16 protein-coding genes are annotated in these 18,697 nt (G+C 33.5%); 12 read left to right on the forward strand and 4 right to left on the reverse strand.

The annotated features are described in order from the left end of the window. The first annotated feature begins 1 nt into the window (after position 1). Together cysM and QO182_RS03840 are read left to right on the forward strand one after the other, a co-directional pair. Positions 2-889, forward strand: a complete 888-nt coding sequence (gene cysM / locus QO182_RS03835; protein WP_371542329.1) for a cysteine synthase CysM — start codon at positions 2-4, stop codon at positions 887-889. A 12-nt stretch (positions 890-901) separates the two neighbouring features. After that, positions 902-1,354 carry a GNAT family N-acetyltransferase gene (locus QO182_RS03840; RefSeq protein WP_371559971.1) on the forward strand — a complete coding sequence of 151 codons (453 nt, stop codon included), beginning with the start codon at positions 902-904 and terminating at the stop codon, positions 1,352-1,354. A gap of 71 nt (positions 1,355-1,425) precedes the next feature. On the opposite strand, the gene QO182_RS03845 is transcribed toward QO182_RS03840, so the two are convergent. Next, on the reverse strand, positions 1,426-1,836 hold the full coding sequence (locus QO182_RS03845) for an OsmC family protein (RefSeq protein WP_371542325.1): 411 nt from the start codon (positions 1,834-1,836) through the stop codon (positions 1,426-1,428). A 210-nt stretch (positions 1,837-2,046) separates the two neighbouring features. Then, positions 2,047-3,060 carry a sensor histidine kinase gene (locus QO182_RS03850; RefSeq protein WP_371559973.1) on the reverse strand — a complete coding sequence of 338 codons (1,014 nt, stop codon included), beginning with the start codon at positions 3,058-3,060 and terminating at the stop codon, positions 2,047-2,049. A gap of 184 nt (positions 3,061-3,244) precedes the next feature. Between QO182_RS03850 and QO182_RS03855 the strand changes: the two genes are divergently transcribed. Together QO182_RS03855 and QO182_RS03860 are read left to right on the forward strand one after the other, a co-directional pair. Beyond that, positions 3,245-3,937, forward strand: a complete 693-nt coding sequence (locus QO182_RS03855) for an SGNH/GDSL hydrolase family protein (protein WP_371559974.1) — start codon at positions 3,245-3,247, stop codon at positions 3,935-3,937. A gap of 83 nt (positions 3,938-4,020) precedes the next feature. After that, a complete protein-coding gene (locus QO182_RS03860; protein ID WP_371542318.1) occupies positions 4,021-4,638 on the forward strand; it encodes a hypothetical protein in 618 nt (205 codons plus the stop codon). 242 nt (positions 4,639-4,880) lie between these two features. Here QO182_RS03860 and QO182_RS03865 read toward each other — a convergent pair whose 3' ends face one another. After that, positions 4,881-6,728, reverse strand: coding sequence for a CocE/NonD family hydrolase (locus QO182_RS03865; RefSeq protein ID WP_371559976.1), 1,848 nt, complete (start codon positions 6,726-6,728; stop codon positions 4,881-4,883). A gap of 168 nt (positions 6,729-6,896) precedes the next feature. Here QO182_RS03865 and QO182_RS03870 point away from each other — a divergent pair, with 168 nt between their 5' ends. From QO182_RS03870 to QO182_RS03900, 7 genes are all read left to right on the forward strand, one after another. After that, a complete protein-coding gene (locus tag QO182_RS03870; protein ID WP_371559978.1) occupies positions 6,897-8,372 on the forward strand; it encodes a P-loop NTPase fold protein in 1,476 nt (491 codons plus the stop codon). A 417-nt stretch (positions 8,373-8,789) separates the two neighbouring features. Further along, positions 8,790-10,319: a carboxypeptidase-like regulatory domain-containing protein gene (locus tag QO182_RS03875; RefSeq protein ID WP_371559980.1), complete on the forward strand. Its 1,530-nt coding sequence runs from the start codon at positions 8,790-8,792 to the stop codon at positions 10,317-10,319. Positions 10,320-10,473: 154 nt separating this feature from the next. After that, positions 10,474-11,112 carry a hypothetical protein gene (locus tag QO182_RS03880; protein ID WP_371559981.1) on the forward strand — a complete coding sequence of 213 codons (639 nt, stop codon included), beginning with the start codon at positions 10,474-10,476 and terminating at the stop codon, positions 11,110-11,112. Positions 11,113-11,855: 743 nt separating this feature from the next. Further along, the gene (istA, locus tag QO182_RS03885; RefSeq protein ID WP_371559983.1) at positions 11,856-13,421 is read left to right on the forward strand and encodes an IS21 family transposase; all 1,566 of its coding nucleotides are present in this window, start codon (positions 11,856-11,858) and stop codon (positions 13,419-13,421) included. Positions 13,422-13,443: 22 nt separating this feature from the next. Then, positions 13,444-14,175 carry an IS21-like element helper ATPase IstB gene (istB, locus tag QO182_RS03890; protein WP_371559985.1) on the forward strand — a complete coding sequence of 244 codons (732 nt, stop codon included), beginning with the start codon at positions 13,444-13,446 and terminating at the stop codon, positions 14,173-14,175. A 223-nt stretch (positions 14,176-14,398) separates the two neighbouring features. Beyond that, entirely contained in the window at positions 14,399-15,718 is a 1,320-nt protein-coding gene (locus QO182_RS03895) for a mechanosensitive ion channel family protein (protein WP_371542296.1), read from the forward strand. Positions 15,719-15,913: 195 nt separating this feature from the next. Continuing rightward, the gene (locus QO182_RS03900) at positions 15,914-16,363 is read left to right on the forward strand and encodes a hypothetical protein (RefSeq protein ID WP_371559987.1); all 450 of its coding nucleotides are present in this window, start codon (positions 15,914-15,916) and stop codon (positions 16,361-16,363) included. A gap of 37 nt (positions 16,364-16,400) precedes the next feature. Here the strand turns inward: QO182_RS03900 and QO182_RS03905 are convergent, their stop codons facing one another. Further along, positions 16,401-16,880 (reverse strand): hypothetical protein, encoded by a 480-nt coding sequence (locus QO182_RS03905; protein ID WP_371559989.1) that lies wholly within the window; start codon positions 16,878-16,880, stop codon positions 16,401-16,403. Positions 16,881-17,290: 410 nt separating this feature from the next. On the opposite strand from QO182_RS03905, the gene QO182_RS03910 reads away from it, so the two are divergent. Further along, positions 17,291-18,583 (forward strand): type II CAAX prenyl endopeptidase Rce1 family protein, encoded by a 1,293-nt coding sequence (locus QO182_RS03910; RefSeq protein WP_371559991.1) that lies wholly within the window; start codon positions 17,291-17,293, stop codon positions 18,581-18,583. Positions 18,584-18,697: the final 114 nt, after the last annotated feature.

Raw genomic sequence — 18,697 nt, forward strand, 5'->3', positions numbered from 1 at the left:
CATGGACCCTAAAAAACTATTAGACCTGATTGGCAATACCCCCTTGGTAGAAAGCGTCAATTTGATTAAAAATAAGAATGTGAAATTATTGTTGAAGCTCGAAGGAAACAATCCTGGAGGTTCTGTAAAAGATCGTGCTGCCTATAATATGATTGTATCCGCTTTAGAAAGAGGCGACATCAAAAAAGGAGATAAATTGATTGAAGCCACTAGTGGAAATACGGGAATCGCATTAGCTATGATTGCCCAATTACTAAATATAGATATCGAACTCGTATTACCCGAAGATTCGACTAAAGAACGTACTCAAACCATGCGTGCTTACGGCGCAACAGTAATCCTTACTCCTGCCAAAGAAGGAATCCTAGGCTCTAGAGATTATGCTGACAAAAAAGTAGCTGAAGGCGGTTATATCATGTTAAACCAGTTTGCTAATGACGACAACTGGAAAGCCCACTATAAAACGACTGGTCCAGAGATATGGAATGATACACATGGTACCGTAACTCATTTTGTTGCTGCCATGGGGACTACAGGTACCATTATGGGAACGTCTACCTATTTGAAAGAACAAAATTCAAATGTACAGATAGTTGGTGCACAACCGAGCGATGGTTCTCAAATTCCGGGTATTCGAAAATGGCCTCAGGAATATTTGCCTAAAATATTTGATGCTTCAAAAGTAGACCGTGTTATGGAAGTAAGCGAAACTGAAGCACGGGCAATGACTAAGCGTCTCGCACTCGAAGAAGGTGTTTTTGCAGGTATGAGTAGCGGGGGTTCTGTGGCAGCAGCCGTAAAAATAGCCGAAGAACTAGAATCAGGTGTGATCGTAGCTATAATCTGCGACCGCGGCGATCGTTATTTGTCTTCTGATTTATTTGACTAATAGCCACATTTCATGATCCAAATTATACGAACAACTCCAGATAATCCTGATTTTATTAAATTAATTGCGCTTCTTGATAAAGACATTCAACTTCGAGATGGCGAAGACCATAGTTTTTATGATCAATTCAATAAAACCGACAGTATAAAAAACGCAGTAGTTGCTTATGAAGATGATAAAGCGTTAGGCTGTGGTGCTTTTAAAGTATATGAGGGCAGCACTGCCGAAGTAAAAAGAATGTTTGTCATTCCAGAGAGTCGCGGCAAAAATATCGCCTCTAAGGTATTGGCAGAATTAGAATCTTGGGCCAAAGAATTATCGTTTTCCAGTTGTATTCTGGAAACAGGTAAAAAGTATCCGGAAGCTATTGCCTTATACAAAAAGAACGGTTATTCTATTACCACTAATTATGGTCAATATAAAGATATAGACGATAGTGTTTGTTTTAGCAAATCAATCTCCTAAAAGGTTTTCCAATAAAAAAGTCTCCATTTAGTAAAATGGAGACTTTTTTTCTTATAATTTAAACTACTATTTTACAACAACGTGGCAGTTGTAGAAATGGCAGCGTTCAGTAATTTAGAAATTGGGCAATTTTTCTCTGCTTTTGTAACGTGTTGTTGAAAAGCATCGTCAGAAATCCCTTTTATTTTAGCGCTTACCGTTAAATGAGAACTAATAATTGCTCCATCCACTAAATCAATATCGCATTTAGTCTCAATACTTTCAATTTCAAAACCTTCTTCTGTAATATAAGCAGAAAGTTGCATTGTAAAGCAACCAGAATGAGCCGCAGCTACTAATTCCTCAGGATTCGTCCCTACTCCTTCTTCAAAACGGGATTTGAATGAATATTGTGTATTTTCTAATGTTTTACTTTGTGTTGTCAATTTTCCAGCTCCTTCTTTAAGAGAACCATTCCATACTGCTGTTGCGTTTCTTTTCATAATTCTGATTTTTTTAATTTACTCAAATTTAAGACTTTAAAAATGTAGTACTTTAACTTAACTATTATTTTAACTAAATTTTAAAAGTTATTAAAAACCAAAACTGACTAGAAGCAGATTAGCCCTTACAATAAGCGAATCACTTAATCACCTTAATTATTTTTATAGCGGTGAAAGCAGTTCTAAAAGAATTTTGAGAGAATCAACAACTTATCCATCAAAGGATATTGTAAAAATTGCACCTTTATTTTTGCCTCGACTTGAAGCCTCAAGTCGTCCTAGGTTTTTTTCTATAATTTTGCGACACAAATACAGTCCTATTCCCGTTGATGCTTCATTTGAAGTTCCCAGCTGGCTCATCATCGTGAATTTCTTGAATAACTCCTCACTTTTGCTTTGTTCAAAACCGATACCATGGTCCATAACGGCGACATATAACTTTTCTTTCTCGAAATAGATTCTCAGAGTAATAACGCTATCAGGAAAAGAGAATTTTATAGCATTATCAATTAAATTAACTAAAACACGAATTAATAATTCCTGATCAATTTTTAGCTTCAATTTGTCAACTTCTATAAATGTGTTCAACTTGATTCGTTTTATCTTTAATAAACGAGCTACTTGACTCTCTACATAAGCTACCACACTATAAAAACGTATTGTTTTGTTTTCTACGGGACCTTTCAAAACCTCATCTTGTTCCTTCAATAATTTTATTATATTTTCGATATACTGAAACTGCTGATTACCCGATTGATATATTAACTCAGCTAATTCTTTAATGGATTCTGATGGATTCTCCTCTAAAATAAGCATTGCTAAAGACTGTGGATTTCCTGCAAAATTTTTAAGATCATGAGAAAGCAAATAGATTAAATCCTGTTTCTCCTGAATGAAGTTTTCATTATCCTGAATCGTTTCGTTAATATTGCGCATTAACAAACCGGCTTGATCATAATATTTAGCAGGTAAAAAAGAGAACGTTCTATCCTTCCTGTATTCTTCTAATGCAGTTGAAGCCAACCCTATTGGTTTTATCAAGCGCTTTAAAAGAAACAACGTAATTCCGGAGGCAACGATTGTAACAACCAATGAAAAGATAAAAATAGTATTCGCTGACACTGTGAAATTCCCATAAAGAATAAAAAACAACATCATGATCAACGGAAGGTGAATTCCAACAAAAGCAACAAAAAGAAATTTAGAGGCATAACTTTTCTTCAAAAAGCGAATTTTTGATAGTTTTTTATAGAAGCTAAGGTTGTCCATCTGTATTTTGATTTACTTAAAGAGATGTACGATAAAAGAAACCTTTTAGATTTAGCACCCATAAAAATTATTCCACTAAAAGTATTAAGTTTGTTTATCAAAACACATTGTTTAATGGCAACTAACTAAATTGTTTCCTATGAAAAATTTCAACTCTCTTTTTGCAATTCTACTTTTAACTTTCTTTATGACACAAAAACTAAAGGCACAAGATTGGCCCAATTTAAACAAATACCAAAAAGAAAATTTAGCATTGTCAACACCCACAGTGGGACAAAATAGAGTTGTATTTATGGGAGACTCAATAACAGAATTTTGGAGCACTGTTGACGGAACTTATTTTCAAGGAAAACCTTATGTAAATCGAGGTATCAGCGGACAAACAACACCGCAAATGCTGATTCGATTCAGAGCTGATGTTATTGACTTAAAACCAAGTGTAGTGGTCATTCTGGCTGGAATTAATGATATTGCCGGAAACACGGGACCAGCAACCTTAGATATGATTACAAACAATATTTTTTCTATGGTAGAATTGGCGAAAGCCCATAAAATTAAAGTTGTACTTTGTTCCGTTTTGCCTGCTTTTGATTTCCCATGGAAGCCTAATCAACAACCCGCTGATAAAATCACCGCATTAAATGAAATCTTAATCAATTATGCTGATACAAACAACCTTGTTTATCTTGACTATTATGCTACTATGGTTGACGAACGTAAAGGTTTACAAGCTGAATATTCTGAAGATGGAGTACACCCAAATAAAAGAGGTTACCAAGTAATGGAGCCTTTTGCAGATAACGCCATTGCACTGGCACTATCCATGAAATAATTATTTATTATTTTTATTGTTTTTATTAAGAAAATTACTAGTTTTGAACCTGCTAAAATCAGCCAATACAAAATAACCTATTTATGAAAATTTTAAAAATTATTCTCTTATCATCTTGTGCTTTATTATTAAATAGCTGCGCATCAAGCTTCCATCCCATCAATCCTCCAAGTTTGAATTATCTTTCAAAAAACACAAATAGCGGAGTCACTTTTGAATATAAATACAATTTGCTGGAAAAAAAATACGCCAAAAAGGAGCACAAAAAAAACGTAAAACTAGTTGCAATTAAAATCACTAATAATACAGAGAATGATTTAGTCTTTGGAAGGGACATTACCTTAACGTATGACGACAATACTATGCTTTCTATAATGGAAAAAGAAACAGTCTACAGAATGTTAAAACAAAGTCCTACTTCTTATTTGTGGTATTTACTTTTGGCTCCAGTACAATTTATGAAAACCGAAACCAATTCCTACGGCTATAGCGAAACCAAGAGTTCGTTTCCTATAGGTTTAATTCTTGGACCAGGTTTAGCAGGTGGAAATATGATTGCTGCAAGTTCTGCCAATAAAAAATTCAACACTGACTTGAATGACTACAACATCAATGGAAAAACTATAAAAAAGGGAGAAACTACCTATGGCTTAATTGGTGTCAACTCTACCAATTTTGATTCTATAAAAATAAAAATGTAGTGGTTCTAAATGGTTAACTACAATCTTAATCGCTATTTTTAAAATAAAGCATAAAAGCCCAAATCACACGATTTTGGGCTTTTATATTTTAAACCAATGTGCTTTAAAATTGGTTTATAACATCGTTTTTTGAGAAACAATACTTTTACAGTCGTTACTGACTAGAAATTAAAACCTCCTAAAAACAAAAACCCAATCCGTAATGAAAAGGATTGGGTTTTTAGTATAAAAATCATTTGCTATTATTTCACAACAGAAAATATAATTTTAGAATCATCATATACACGTTGTGTTTGCTTTTTAAAATCTTCTGGCTTTGCATAAAAGATATTCTCTACATAAGTTTGCGGATTCAAGTCTATCAATGGAAACCAAGTGCTTTGAATTTGGATTTGAATTTTATGTCCTTTCTTGAATGTGTGCATCACATCTTGCAATTTGATATTCACCGCTGTTTTTTGATTTGCTATAAAAGGTTCCGGATTGATGAAACTATTTCTAAAACGACCTCTCATCACTTCGCTGCGCACCATCATATGGTAATTACTCATTTTTAAATAAGGAGCTACTTCTGGCGTTTCTGGTTCATCATTAGGAAAAACATCAATTACTTTTACAATCCAGTCAGAATCTGTTCCTGTAGTAGAAACCTGCAATTGTGCTAAGATATCGCCGGCCAAAGTCATATTGTTTTCTAAAACCTCGGTTTCATATACCAAAACATCAGGGCGACGTGCGGCGAAACGCTGGTCATCGGTCATGTATTTTCTTGGCGTGATTCCTTTTTGATTGATATCTTCGGTAAACGGAACTGGTTTTTTAGGATCACTGATGAACTCTTGAAGACCAACACCATTTTGTGATGCGGTCATTAATTTATCCTGTGCCAAATAAAAGCTTTCTTTAGCTGCATTTTTTGGTGGCCAAACATTATACGATTTCCAATCTTTAGATCCAGTATCAAAAACATAAGCCTCCGGTAGCGTGTTTTCTCCTTTGCCATTGTCTTTTAAGAAATGACGGAAAAATTTAGCTTCAATATTTTTTTGAAAAAATCCAGAAATACTATCCCCAAAGTTTATGTTACCAATAACAGCTTGCGCTCCATTTCTTGCCCAGTCACCATGACTCCAAGGTCCCATAACAATCGTATTGTAGTTTTTACTACTTTTTTCAATCGCCTGGTACGTATTTAAAGGACCGTATAAATCCTCGGCATCAAACCAACCTCCTACAGTCATAACTGCAGGTTTAATATCTTTTAAATGTTGCAGAATCCCACGCTTTTGCCAAAAATCATCATAACTAGAATGGTCTTTTAGCTGTTGCCAAAATTCATTGTCTTTGCCATAGAATTTATCTAAGTTAGACAAAGGTCCTGCATCCAGAAAAAACTGATAATCATCTTTAGTTCCTAAGTCAGGCAATTGGTACCAAGATTTGCTGGTTTTTTCTGATTTTTGGATACCAAATAAAGGTGTCGCTTTCCAATAGCTCAATAAATAAGCGCCATTGTGATGAAAATCATCAAAAAAGAAATCGCTAATACAAGCCTGAGGCGAAACTGCTTTTAAAGCAGGATGATTACTCAACAACGAATAAGTAGAGTAAAATCCAGGGTATGAAATTCCCCAAACACCTACATTCCCGTTATTGTTTCCCACATTTTTAACTAACCAATCGATCGTATCATAAGTGTCTGACGCTTCATCTATTTGGCTTTTTCCTTTTTTATTAGGGATAAAAGCACGCATGTTATCATACAAGCCATCGCTCATCCAGCGCCCGCGTACATCTTGATAGACCACAATATACCCTTCTTTCATCATGGTTTCACTGGGACCTATGCTCTTTTTAAATTCATTTTCCCCATAAGGAGCGCAGCTGTAAGGCGTACGTTGCATAATGATTGGGTACTTTTTTGAAAGATCTTTTGGTGTGTAAATGGCCGTAAACAAAGTAGCTCCGTCTCGCATTTTTATTTGCACCTCTTTCTTAGTGTAGCTTTCGCCAACTTTGCTTGGTGTATTGTCTTGGGCAAAAACGCCAGTTGTAATTGCGAAAAACGCAATGAATAATAGTTTTTTCATGTAAATAGTAGCTAATTATAGAACCGTAAAGATATTTAGAATAATAGTATAATAAAACATCCTGTGAGAGAATTTTGAGATATCATTAAAAGTGGGTATTGTGGGAGTGGTTTTTAAATTGTCTATTTACGTTTAAGTAAATAATGTATTAAAACACGTATGTTCTTGATGTTATTTACGAGTTACCAGCAAGCAAAAAAAAAAACAGACGTACGTCCAAAAATTATAAAAATGAGTATTAGACATTTTGATATTGAAATTGAATCTGGAAATCCCTTCGCTAACTGTAAATTAGATAGACAAAAATACGCAAATGTATTACTAGATTTAGTTAACTCTTATTCAAGTGGTTTTGTTTTAGCTATAAACAATAAATGGGGAACTGGAAAAACTACATTTATAAAAATGTGGGAGCAAGATTTAAAAGATAAAGAATACCAAACTGTTTACTTTAACGCTTGGGAAAATGATTTCGAAAACAATCCATTAACAGCTTTAATGGGCGAGTTAAAAAATATCACAACTACATCCACTGAACCTAAATTTAAAGTTGCCTTAAAAAATGCTTCCATATTATCAAAACACATTGCTCCTATTATAGTACAATCAATTGCTGATAAATACATAAATACAAAGGAAATTAAAGATGCCATAGTCAATGTTACAAAAGGTATAAATGATGTTTTTGAAAATGAGGTTAACGATTATGCGAAAAAGAAAAAAGGAATTATAGATTTTCGCAAAAGCCTTTCAGAATTTATTACAAAGACAAATAAGGATAAACCACTTATATTTTTAATTGACGAACTTGATCGTTGCAGACCAGATTATGCCGTTTCTATTTTAGAGCAAATAAAACATTTTTTTTCAGTACCAAATATTGTTTTCGTACTATCAATTGATAAAATTCAGCTTGGAAATTCAGTCAAAGGAGTTTATGGAAGTGACCGAATTGACGCTGATGAATATTTAAGACGATTTATCGATATTGAGTATTCTATTCCCGAGCCTGAAAGTGAAATATTTCATAAATATTTGTATAACTACTTTGAATTTGATCAGTTTTTTATTTCTGAAAACCGAAAAAAATTCAGAGAACTTGAAAATGATAAAAGTAATTTTCAAGGAATCTGTTCTGTGTTATTTTCAAATGGTTTAATATCATTACGCCAACAAGAAAAAATATTTTCACATTCAAGACTAGCTTTACGTTCATTTGAAAGTAATAACTACGTCATCCCACAACTTTTTCTATTTTTGGTGTATATCAAAACAATTCATGAAGATTTATATCAGAAAATAAATAGCAAAGCATTAACCATTGAAGAATTACAAAAAGATTTTTTTGAAATTATAAAAGGAAAAACTAATGACGATAATGAGAGAAAAGTTATTCAACTTGAAGTTTATTTAATAAATACCTACAATAATTATATAAGCTTTCCATATTCAAGAAAAAGGATATATGAATATGATAATAGTACAAATAAGAATAAACTTTTAATTAAGTCAATAATAGATAAAACAGAAAATGGAGATTATTTTTTAAGTATACTAGAGAATATGAGTAGATATGAAAGTATTGAAGGTGTAAGTATTGAACACCTTTTAAAAAAAATAAATTTAACAGAAGTATTTAAGTAACGCCCTAATTGCCAGCTGGTAACCGCCATTTTGATATAGCTGGAATTTAGTGGAATTATCGTTTCGCATCAAGTTTTCGTTAAGCCGAAAATTGAGCGGTTACGAACTTCCAGCCATCTCAAAGTGGCATAACGTTGGCAATAACATTAACCCCCGCTACCACACGAATCCTTTAGTGTGGTACGTTGTCAGAAAACAAAGTATTACTTTATATGAGACAATGTCATTAAGGTGACGAATAAATAATACTGATTATGCGATTTCTGCTGATGGTCAAAATTACAAATAAACCTCTAATGCGTAGAAATACAAATATAACGACATCAATGATTTTCAACTTGTTGCCAGAAAAAAGCACGTAAAATGCTGTAACAAAATAGCCACAACTTCGTCTTGTTTATAAATAACCTCTTACCTATGAAAACTACGTTAATTTCTACATTTTTTACTTTGCTTTTGTTCCAACTAGCATTAGCACAAAATACAAAAGGTAAAATCATTGATGCGGCAACAGGAGAAAGTATTCCGTATGCTAATATTAAGGTAAACGAATCGGAGAACTTAGTTTCTAATGGTGAAGGCTATTTTACACTCTCAGAAAATAACAGTCAAGATGCAACGCTGCTTACAATTTCGTATTTGGGTTTTGTTAATCAACAATTAACTGTGGCCGAATTAAAAAAGCTTGATTTTACAATTAAACTCCTGCCTGGCGTTTACGAACTGGATGATGTTGAAGTGTCTAACAAAAAACCAAATCCCTACGAGATTATGGCAAATGTAAAAGCCAACTTGAGTCGTAATTATACAACTGGGGAGAAAGGGTCTAAAGAAATGTTCTTTTATAGAACCTCTAGTTATTTTAATCCTTCTATCATTGATGTCGAAATTGACAAATCAACTGGTTTTAACAAGCAAGCATTATCAAAAATCAACAATGACCTGCAGTCTTTTTCTACTAAATTAATTAAGCATCCACCAGTATCATTTACTGATATCCTTTGTAATTACTATTCGGTTAAAACAAAAAAAGCAGATAAGTTTGTGTTTACCTCAAAACTAGATGTTTTAAAGGCAACTGTTTTAAAAAATGAAGGAGAGTCTACTTCCTTAGACGATTTAGAAAAAAAAGGAAGAAACCTGATGCTACAGCACCTCGATACTACTAAATTTTACCGCATAAAAAGCGGACTTATAGGATCAAGAGATACTATTTCGCTACGTAAAGACTTCAATAGAAAGAAAAAAACAGGTATTAATATAGAAGTAAGCAGCCAGCTAACTGCTACCAAAAGTAATCTGAACAGCTTTATGTATCAAAACAATTTGTTAAACAACAAGAGGTTTGATTTTATACAAAAACCAGAGTTATATGACTATACTTTTGAAGGCACGACCTACACTAATGAAAATGAATTTGCTTACGTTCTAACTTTTAAACCTCGAAGAAGCAAAGCCATGTATGTGGGTAAACTCTATATTTCTGAAACTGATTATGCGGTACTACGAACCGATTATGTCCTAGACGAAGGAGAAAAGGTGCATAATTTTAATATGAAGTTTCTTTTGGGAATTAAAGTATCTGAGAATGTTAGTAAAGGAACGATTATTTACAAAAAAAGAGCCGAAGACGACAACTACTACATGCAGTATGCCGCTACCGAAACTGGAAATTACTTTTATCTCAATCGTCCATTGAAGCTTATAGAGTTAACCAGCGGCGAAAAAGATGTATTGGCCCTTGATTTTAAAATAGAAGCCAATACTCGCAATAAAACAGAATTCCTAAATATGTCGCGTGCTGAAGCAACAGTTGCTGCCATTGAAAAAATTAAGGAACAGGACTTCAATTTTATAACTATTAAATCGTATGACCCAAAGATTTGGAAAGACTACAATGCTATTGAACCGTTACAAGAAATGAAACAGTTTAAAGCAATTAATTAAATTTAGCGACAGCATTAAAATCAAATACACTAATTTGAAAAATTAAAACAGCATAAATGATTTAGGGTCAAAAACCTAATCAGACAACAATCTTCACTTGAAATCTTATAAAATCAAACCTTTCTTGTAACAAAACATCCAAAACTTAAATAAAATGAAAAAAAGTAACTTCTTTCTAACTCTATTTATTATTGTTAGCATTTCGATTGTTTCTGCCCAAAAAAAGGAAGTTTATGTAAATGATGATTTAGAGTTGATCAGTAAACAAGAATACGACCGCAATTCAGGGGATGATTATTTTAATTTAAAATTTGATGCTGATTCTATTTACTTAAATGTTAGCGTTAAAAGAATTAAAAAAAATAAAATAAGTAACAGTCAACTCAATGCATTAAAATCAAATTTAGCCACTAGTTCTGCCTATTTTGATAAAGACGATATAATAGTTATCAATTATTACCCTGGTCAAGATGCCTATAATAGTAGCGGGGACAAAGAAATGACGAGAAAGAACTATCAAGAATACTTAAAAAGGCTTAAAAAGAACCAAAATATTAAACAGTTTTTCGTCTACAAATCACCCGAAGGAACAGCAGCATATGGAAATATTAACTGGATTAAGGATAAAAACAAATTAATAGAGACCATTTTTTTTGCCATTCATTACCCTTGTAATAGCACAGTTATAATAGATTCTAACGGTAATTATTATTCACATCGCGGAGAAAATAACGTTAGTGCAGTTTTTAAAATTTTGAAAGAAAAGAAAACATTCAAAAACACGGCAAACTGAATAACAAGTAAATTCACACCCTGTTTTAAAGTCCTTAAATCGTTTTCTTACAATTATAAAGTAAAAAGCAGTCTGTTCTCCTACTGCAGATATACTTTTAACTAAGTCGTATTGTTGTTTAAGTTGTTCATTTCTGATTATTATTGTCTTCCTTTTTTTCTCAATACTTTTTAAAGAGTTTTTAAAATTATGGATTTTTTTTATATTTATAAGGTCTATTTCTGTGTACACGACTTAGATATTAATCCATTATTTTCCATTGATGATACAACGAGAAGAAACACTCTTACTAGTTTTTCTCTTTCGATAAAAACTAATTTCAATTGTTGAATCTCCCTTTCTGGAACTGATGAAAGATTTAATTTTTCAAATCGTATGACCCAAAGATTTGGAAAGACTACAATGCTATCGAACCGTTGCAAGAAATGAAACAGCTTAAAGCGATTAATTAACGTGGTGAAATAGCTCACACTAACAATCTGGATATTCCGCTGCAAAGGTCGCCACGATTCCGCTACAAAGTACGCCACCCATTCCGCTACAAAGGTCGCCACGATTCCGCTGCAAAGTACGCCACTTATTCCGGAGCAAAGTACACCACTTTACTCCTGATTTAATACTTGTAAAGGACTGACATTCCGACACAAAGTACACCACTTTTCACAAGTCCATTATCTTACTAAGTAGAGATTTAACCGCCATTTAGCATAAGTTTGGTTTATAATCAAAAAACCGCTTGCATTATGGCAAATAAACCACTTAGTATGATTAAAATAAGGCAGATACTCTTATTCTTAGAGCGCGGTGTTTCACAGCGTACAATAGAAAAAGAAGTCAGGATTTCTAGAAAAACAATCGCCCTTTATTTGCTAAAATTTACGCAAACAGGAGTTGATTTTAAAGAATTATTAAAGCGTTCAGATCAGGAGCTTGTACAAATACTAGGCCTTTTAAAGCCTGTTGTATCGGAAAATACTGATCCCCGAAAAGTTCATTTTAATAATCTGATCGGTTACTTTAGCAAGGAACTTAATCGAACTGGTGTAACACGTCTATTACTTTGGGAAGAATATATTAAAGAATATCCTGAAGGTTTTCAATATTCTAGATTTTGTGAACTCTTACAGGATCAGGAGAAGGTAAACAATGCTGTAATGCATTTTGTCCATACTCCTGCAAAGCTGCTTGAAGTTGATTTTGCTGGGGATATGCTTCATTATGTTGATACTTCAACAGGTGAACTAATTGCATGCCCTGTATACGTTGCCATTCTTCCTTTTAGCGGTTATGGCTACGTAGAGGCTTTACCTGATGCAAAACTACCTCAAGTAGTTAAAGCCTTGAACCATACCATTGAATACTTTGGAGGAGTTCCCTTAACTGTTAAATCAGATAACATGAGGCAATGGGTATCCAAAAGTTGTAAATATGAACCTGTATTTACTGATATGCTCGAGCAATGGGCCAACCACAATAACATTGCTCTGCTCGCTGCCCGCCCGTATAAGCCCAAGGACAAGCCCTCTGTTGAGAATAATGTAAAGATTACCTATAGACGTATTTATGCCAGTCTACGAAATGATACTTTTCATAGTCTTGCTGAACTCAACAAGGCCATTAGAGAAAAACTTGATTACCATCATCAACTGAACTTTCAGAAGAAGGTATACAGTAGGCTTGAGTTGTTTAATAGTCAAGAGAAAACACTACTACAACCCCTTCCAGAATCCCCATACAGTATCAGACATTATACCAAAGCAAAGGTTCAGAAACATTACCATGTACTGGTGGGTGAAGACTGGCACTTTTATTCTGTTCCCTACCGCTACATTGGGAAGGAAGTACGTATTGCTTATGATCAGGATGTCGTAGAGATCTATTGCGATGCACAAAGGATTGCTGTACACACCAGGAATTATACCAGCCATGGTTATAGCAGCATCACAGAACATATGCCCGAGAGGCATAAGATCATTAAGAATCAACGAGGATGGAGTCCTGAATATTATCTCAAAAAAGCAGAAGAAAACGGTCCTTATACTTTTGATTTTTTTAAAAAAGTGATGAACAGTAAGCTTATAATTGATCAGGCTTATACAGCTTGTTTGGGGCTGTTGAGACTCATGAGTTCCTATGGTAACATTCGAATGGAAGCTGCATGTAAACGTGCATTAAGTGGTCACAAATTTAGCTATGGTGTTATCAAAAACATTCTTGAAAACAATATGGATTTACTAGAAGAAGAGGCTCCTATCGAGTTCCGTATCCCTGATCACAGTAATATCAGAGGCCCTGAAGCCTATAATTAAATAACTTATAAAACCTTTATAAATGAACACACAAAACACATTAGAACAGCTCAAAGGTCTTAAATTGACAGGCATGGCTAAAAGGTATGAAGCTGCATTATCTCTTCCTGTACATGAACAAGAGGATGTTCATTCTCTCATAGCCATGCTTACTCAAGCCGAAGTGGAATATAGAGATTACTCCAGAACACAGAAGTATCTAAAAGCAAGTAAACTCCGTTATCATGCCTTACCAGAAGATATCATTTGTAATACAGAAAGAGGTATTACCAGAGAGCAACTACTCAGACTATCTGACGGCATGTTTATAGAAAAGGGAGAGAATGTCCTGATAACTGGTGCCACTGGTTGTGGTAAATCTTTTATGGCCTGCGCCTTGGGGCGCAGTGCTTGTTTACTTGGCTATCGAACCTTATATTTTAGCATGAACAAGTTTATGGATGCCTTGACTCAAGCTCGACTTGATGGATCGTACTTAAAATGGATCAAGAGTATCTCATTAAATAAGCTTCTAATATTGGATGATTTTGGACTAAAACCTTTGAATAATGATGCAAGGATTGCCTTACTAGATATCCTTGAAGATCGATACGGAATAGGATCAACTATGATTACTTCGCAGCTACCAGTAGACACTTGGTATAACTTCATCGAGGAACCAACTCTGGCCGATGCTATAATGGACAGATTGTCAGCTTCAGCACACAGAATTGCACTAACAGGAAAATCATTGAGAACTAAAAAAAATTATTAACTTTGAAAAAAATCATCTTTACCTAGTGATGATAAAGGACGATTTGACTGGCGTACTTTGCTCCGGAATAAATGGCGACCTTTGTCGCGGAATCGTGGGGTACTTTCGTCGGAATATCTACAATCCCTGTAATTTTTTAATACTGTTAAGAAAAACCCAATCATCAGGTTCTGTTCTTGTCTTCAATTGTGAATGTTACCTTTGTACAAAACAAATTAAAGTAATGATTCTACCCGACGAAAAATACTCCTACATAAAACTAGACCCTAGCTGGTTAACTGATTATTTTGGTATAGAACCTCAAATTGCGCATTACATCAATCTTCCAATACTCCTTTTAGGATTACTTCTTCTTTGTTTTATCGCCTGGCTTTTAACTAAGAAAATCATTGTTGGCTCCATACACAAACTATTTTTAAAAACGAAGATTACTTGGGACGACATCTTAGTTGAAAAAAAAATATTTGATAAACTCGCCTATATCATTCCAGCGCTTCTTGTCATTCTTACCGTGCCTTCCATTTTTGTAGAATACCCAGTAGTTTCAAATTACATTGTCACGCTTGCCATGATTGTAATTCTTATTGTTATTATCTGGACGATTATTGCTTTACTGGCGGTATTTGATGAAATTCTATCGAAGTCTCCTATTTTTAAGGACAAACCCATCACGAGTTACATTCAAGTTCTGAATATTATTGTTTATTTCGTAGGCGGAATTCTCATTTTGTCTTTACTTTTAGGAAAGAGTCCTTTTTACTTTCTGGGAGCGATGGGAGCGATGACGGCTATTTTATTATTAATTTTCAAGGATACCATTTTAGGTTTTGTTGCGAGCATCCAAATGTCAGTATATGATATGGTACGCGTAGGCGATTGGATTGCGATGCCAAAATATGATGCCGATGGCGATGTAATGTCCATTAATTTAAGCACCGTTAAAGTTCAAAACTGGGATAAAACGATCACTACAATTCCTACTTATGCTTTCATTACTGATTCCTTTAAAAACTGGCGCGGTATGAGTAATTCAGGAGGTCGAAGAATAAAAAGAGCCATATATCTAAAGGTAAGTAGTTTTTGTTTTTGTGATGATCAAATGTTAGAGCAATTTAAAAAGTATACGCTTATCACGGACTACATCCTTGAGAAAGAAAAAGAAATTAAAAAGACCAATTCTGCGTTAATTGATAATGAATCTAACCTAGTTAACGCCAAAAGCTTGACTAACATTGGCGTTTTTAGAGTTTATGCCGAAAACTATATTCTTTCAAATCCAAATATCAATATAGAAATGACCAACATGGTGCGGCAATTAGACCCCACTTCTAAAGGGATGCCACTAGAAATCTATTGTTTCACTTATGAAAAAGAATGGGAAAAATATGAGGTAGTCAAATCTGATATTTTTGATCATTTATTAACGATTACCTCTCAATTTAAATTAGAAGTTTTTGAAGAACCTACGGGAAGGGATTTTCGGAATTTAGTTGATGTTAAGGCTCCGAAAACAGAGGCTCCCCGTTTTAACTCCCAATCCTAAATTTACAAAAAGATCTTGCATTATCGTTTGTCATTTGCTTTTAGTTCCATCAAACAAAATCGATACAGCAATTGCAGCTTTATCAAAATACAAAGCTTGTGACAATAGTCATTCCTATTGCCCAGAAACAATTTTACTTTTCCTAACCGTAATTTTGTCTAGTTTTGTCTTTCATTAAAGTAGCAACCCGCATTTATGCTTTCTAAAACACAGTTTAAAGAATGGTTTGATCGTTATAAGTATGCCGAGTTGTCGGCTACAACGGCTGCATTATTGGGTTCCCAGTTTAGCAGAGTCTTTAGTGGTTTGACAACCGCTTACCTGATTACCTTTGTCGAGTATTTTGCCTTTTACAGCGTGATTATTAGCATGGCGTACTGGCAGCGTACCAAAAAGAATAAAGCAATACAAAAAAAGACAACTTTCAGCGACGTGCTGATGATTATCAAAAACCTATTACTGGAATTTGGCTATCCTGCGGTATTAGATATTCTATTTATTCGTCCCTTTTGTATGTATTGGTTACCTATCCTCACTGGAAACCCATTAACTGGTATTATAGCTGGAAAAATTTGTGCTGATGTTGTTTTTTATTTTCTGACGATTGTTAATTACGAATGGATGAAAAGTAAAAATCATTTTTAACTCAAACTACAATTGAAAGTGACAATAAGGAGCATAATTATGGTTTTGTGTTTTTTATAAAATCTCCCTCTTTAGAAAAAACTTGTATCATATATTGATTATCAATATAAACGCCTATTTCATAAGTAACTTGATTTTCATTATCTGTAACCATTAAAGCTTCCACAATTGGGAAAAAGGGATATTTTTCTTCCATATATTTACGGGCACCTTCAGGTAATTCACGATAGTCTACGGTAGCTGCAAAAACAATTTGATTGCCATTAAAATCATATACTGATTTACAATATCTGTTGTTAAATATAAATTTAGCTTCATACACTAATTCTTGATTATTCTCGCCCTGATATCTAGTAAACCAGACTGGATCTTTGGCAGAGAAAACTGCATTAAATGATTCGGCTACAACTAGTGGCACATTTCGTTCTATTCTTGAACGACCATCATTTTGAGCTTGGGATACTAACCCGCAAAATATAAAAAACAATAAAAATAAATTCTTAAAAGAAGTTTTCATAACTAATATTTTTTATTAAAATTACTTCCTTTTATTGGAAATCAAAAATATTCTCTTTGGTTTAGCTAAATATTATAATTTTGACTTCTTTTCTATCTAATCGTAATTACAACATAAACTGCCCCTGATTCTAGCGGAAAATCCGTAGTTAATTTTTTTTCATCTTTTGATAAGGAATACTCAAAATACATTTCGATTTTAAATGAAAATACAATCTGATTCCAGAACGATCTAGAAATAGTAATTAATTATTTTTTGTATTACTATTCGTATTTTTTTAACTATGTTTGAAATGAAATAAATTCTCTCCAGAAGATACAAACCCTACTTTAAACAACTGAAATAAATTAGATACAGTATTCATCTAGATTTTTTTCAACAAGACTAAATAATAAAAAGAGCAAAAGAAAATGTTGAAAACAATAAAAGAAACCTATTTTGAATTAATGGATTTTTTACGAAATCCCAAAGACGAAGCGGCACCAGAACTTACAATTGTCCGAAAATTTAAAATCCTTTTTTCATTACTATTGCTTGAAATTCCTTTAATGGGAGCTTTTTCCTTTATAATTAGCGGATTAGAAGAGTTAGGACTAGTAAATCTTGAAGGACACAAAATGGTAGAATTATTCAAGTCGTTACCTATTGCAGTCCTCTTAATCTCAACTGTCATTGTTATTCCTTTTTTCGAAGAATTAATTTTTCGATTGTATCTACGCTATAAAAATAATTATTTGTTTCACTTTATCATTTCTCTAATTTCTCTTAGTGGCGCTAGGAATGAAAAAAAAGCAGAAACAGCACTGACTTCTGTATGGAAAAAAAAATACACATACCTATTTTACTTTTCTGCCATACTTTTTGGTATCGTGCACATTACAAATTATAAATTATCGTATACCATTTTACTTTTATCCCCAATATTAATAGCGCCACAAATACTATTGGGCCTTTTTATAGGTTTTCTTAGAGTTCGTTATGGGTTTGTCTGGGGTTATTTACTTCATGCGCTTCACAATGCTGTATTTATAAGCATAGGAATCCTTTCTATGTCGAACCATTCGGAAATTATAAATACCGAAACCCGTTTGTATTCCATCAAAATAGAAGAAACAAATGACTTGCATGGTTCAAGTACTTTAAAAAATTATCCTGACAGCATTGCCTACAAAAACGTTAATCTTAAAACTACGCTATCCAATTTACTCCAAATCAATGAAATATTAATTGACACGAATGATGAAAAGCAATTGAACAAAACAATAAACTTCAACTTTAAGAATAAATCCAAAGACAGTTCCCAAACAAAAAATAGTGCTTTAAATCGATTAGTCGAAAGTTATAATTTTAAAATTAAAAAAAATAAAGTATCGACAACAGTATGGGGTCTAAGAATTAGTAATCCCGATCTTTTTTTGAAATCCAAATCCAAAAATAACAGCGCGGCGAATATAGTTACTATAAAACCGGCACAAATTGTAATAGAAAACGCTACCCTTTCTTCACTTGTTTATGCGTTGACAAATCAAAAAAAGGAAATAGTGTACGATAAAACAGATAGCAAAGGCATTTATAGTTTCAATCTTGAAAGCAAAAATTTTGAAAGTATAGGGACCCAACTAAAAGAAAAATATGGACTTTCATTAGTGAAAAGGAAAACAAATATAGAACACATCCTAATCCTTTTTCCTAAGTTAAAGTAAACCCACTCAACCCTAACTCCCCCTGCCCCTGATTCTAGCGGAAAATCCGTAGTATTGCAGGCATTTGTAACCCTTGCTTGTACAGAGCGACCGCAGGAAGCTCCTTTACAAGCG

The organism is Flavobacterium sp. Arc2 (assembly GCF_041431385.1).
Classification (GTDB): domain Bacteria; phylum Bacteroidota; class Bacteroidia; order Flavobacteriales; family Flavobacteriaceae; genus Flavobacterium.

Coding starts and splice junctions, on each gene's coding strand:
- istA (WP_371559983.1), top strand. CDS start 11,856: ATGGCAAATAAACCACTTAGTATGATTAAAATAAGGCAGATACTCTTA.
- QO182_RS03855 (WP_371559974.1), top strand. CDS start 3,245: ATGAAAAATTTCAACTCTCTTTTTGCAATTCTACTTTTAACTTTCTTT.
- QO182_RS03870 (WP_371559978.1), top strand. CDS start 6,897: ATGTTATTTACGAGTTACCAGCAAGCAAAAAAAAAAACAGACGTACGT.
- QO182_RS03845 (WP_371542325.1), bottom strand. CDS start 1,836: ATGAAAAGAAACGCAACAGCAGTATGGAATGGTTCTCTTAAAGAAGGA.
- QO182_RS03905 (WP_371559989.1), bottom strand. CDS start 16,880: ATGAAAACTTCTTTTAAGAATTTATTTTTATTGTTTTTTATATTTTGC.
- QO182_RS03840 (WP_371559971.1), top strand. CDS start 902: ATGATCCAAATTATACGAACAACTCCAGATAATCCTGATTTTATTAAA.
- istB (WP_371559985.1), top strand. CDS start 13,444: ATGAACACACAAAACACATTAGAACAGCTCAAAGGTCTTAAATTGACA.
- QO182_RS03910 (WP_371559991.1), top strand. CDS start 17,291: ATGTTGAAAACAATAAAAGAAACCTATTTTGAATTAATGGATTTTTTA.
- QO182_RS03880 (WP_371559981.1), top strand. CDS start 10,474: ATGAAAAAAAGTAACTTCTTTCTAACTCTATTTATTATTGTTAGCATT.
- QO182_RS03860 (WP_371542318.1), top strand. CDS start 4,021: ATGAAAATTTTAAAAATTATTCTCTTATCATCTTGTGCTTTATTATTA.
- QO182_RS03900 (WP_371559987.1), top strand. CDS start 15,914: ATGCTTTCTAAAACACAGTTTAAAGAATGGTTTGATCGTTATAAGTAT.
- QO182_RS03865 (WP_371559976.1), bottom strand. CDS start 6,728: ATGAAAAAACTATTATTCATTGCGTTTTTCGCAATTACAACTGGCGTT.
- QO182_RS03895 (WP_371542296.1), top strand. CDS start 14,399: ATGATTCTACCCGACGAAAAATACTCCTACATAAAACTAGACCCTAGC.
- cysM (WP_371542329.1), top strand. CDS start 2: ATGGACCCTAAAAAACTATTAGACCTGATTGGCAATACCCCCTTGGTA.
- QO182_RS03875 (WP_371559980.1), top strand. CDS start 8,790: ATGAAAACTACGTTAATTTCTACATTTTTTACTTTGCTTTTGTTCCAA.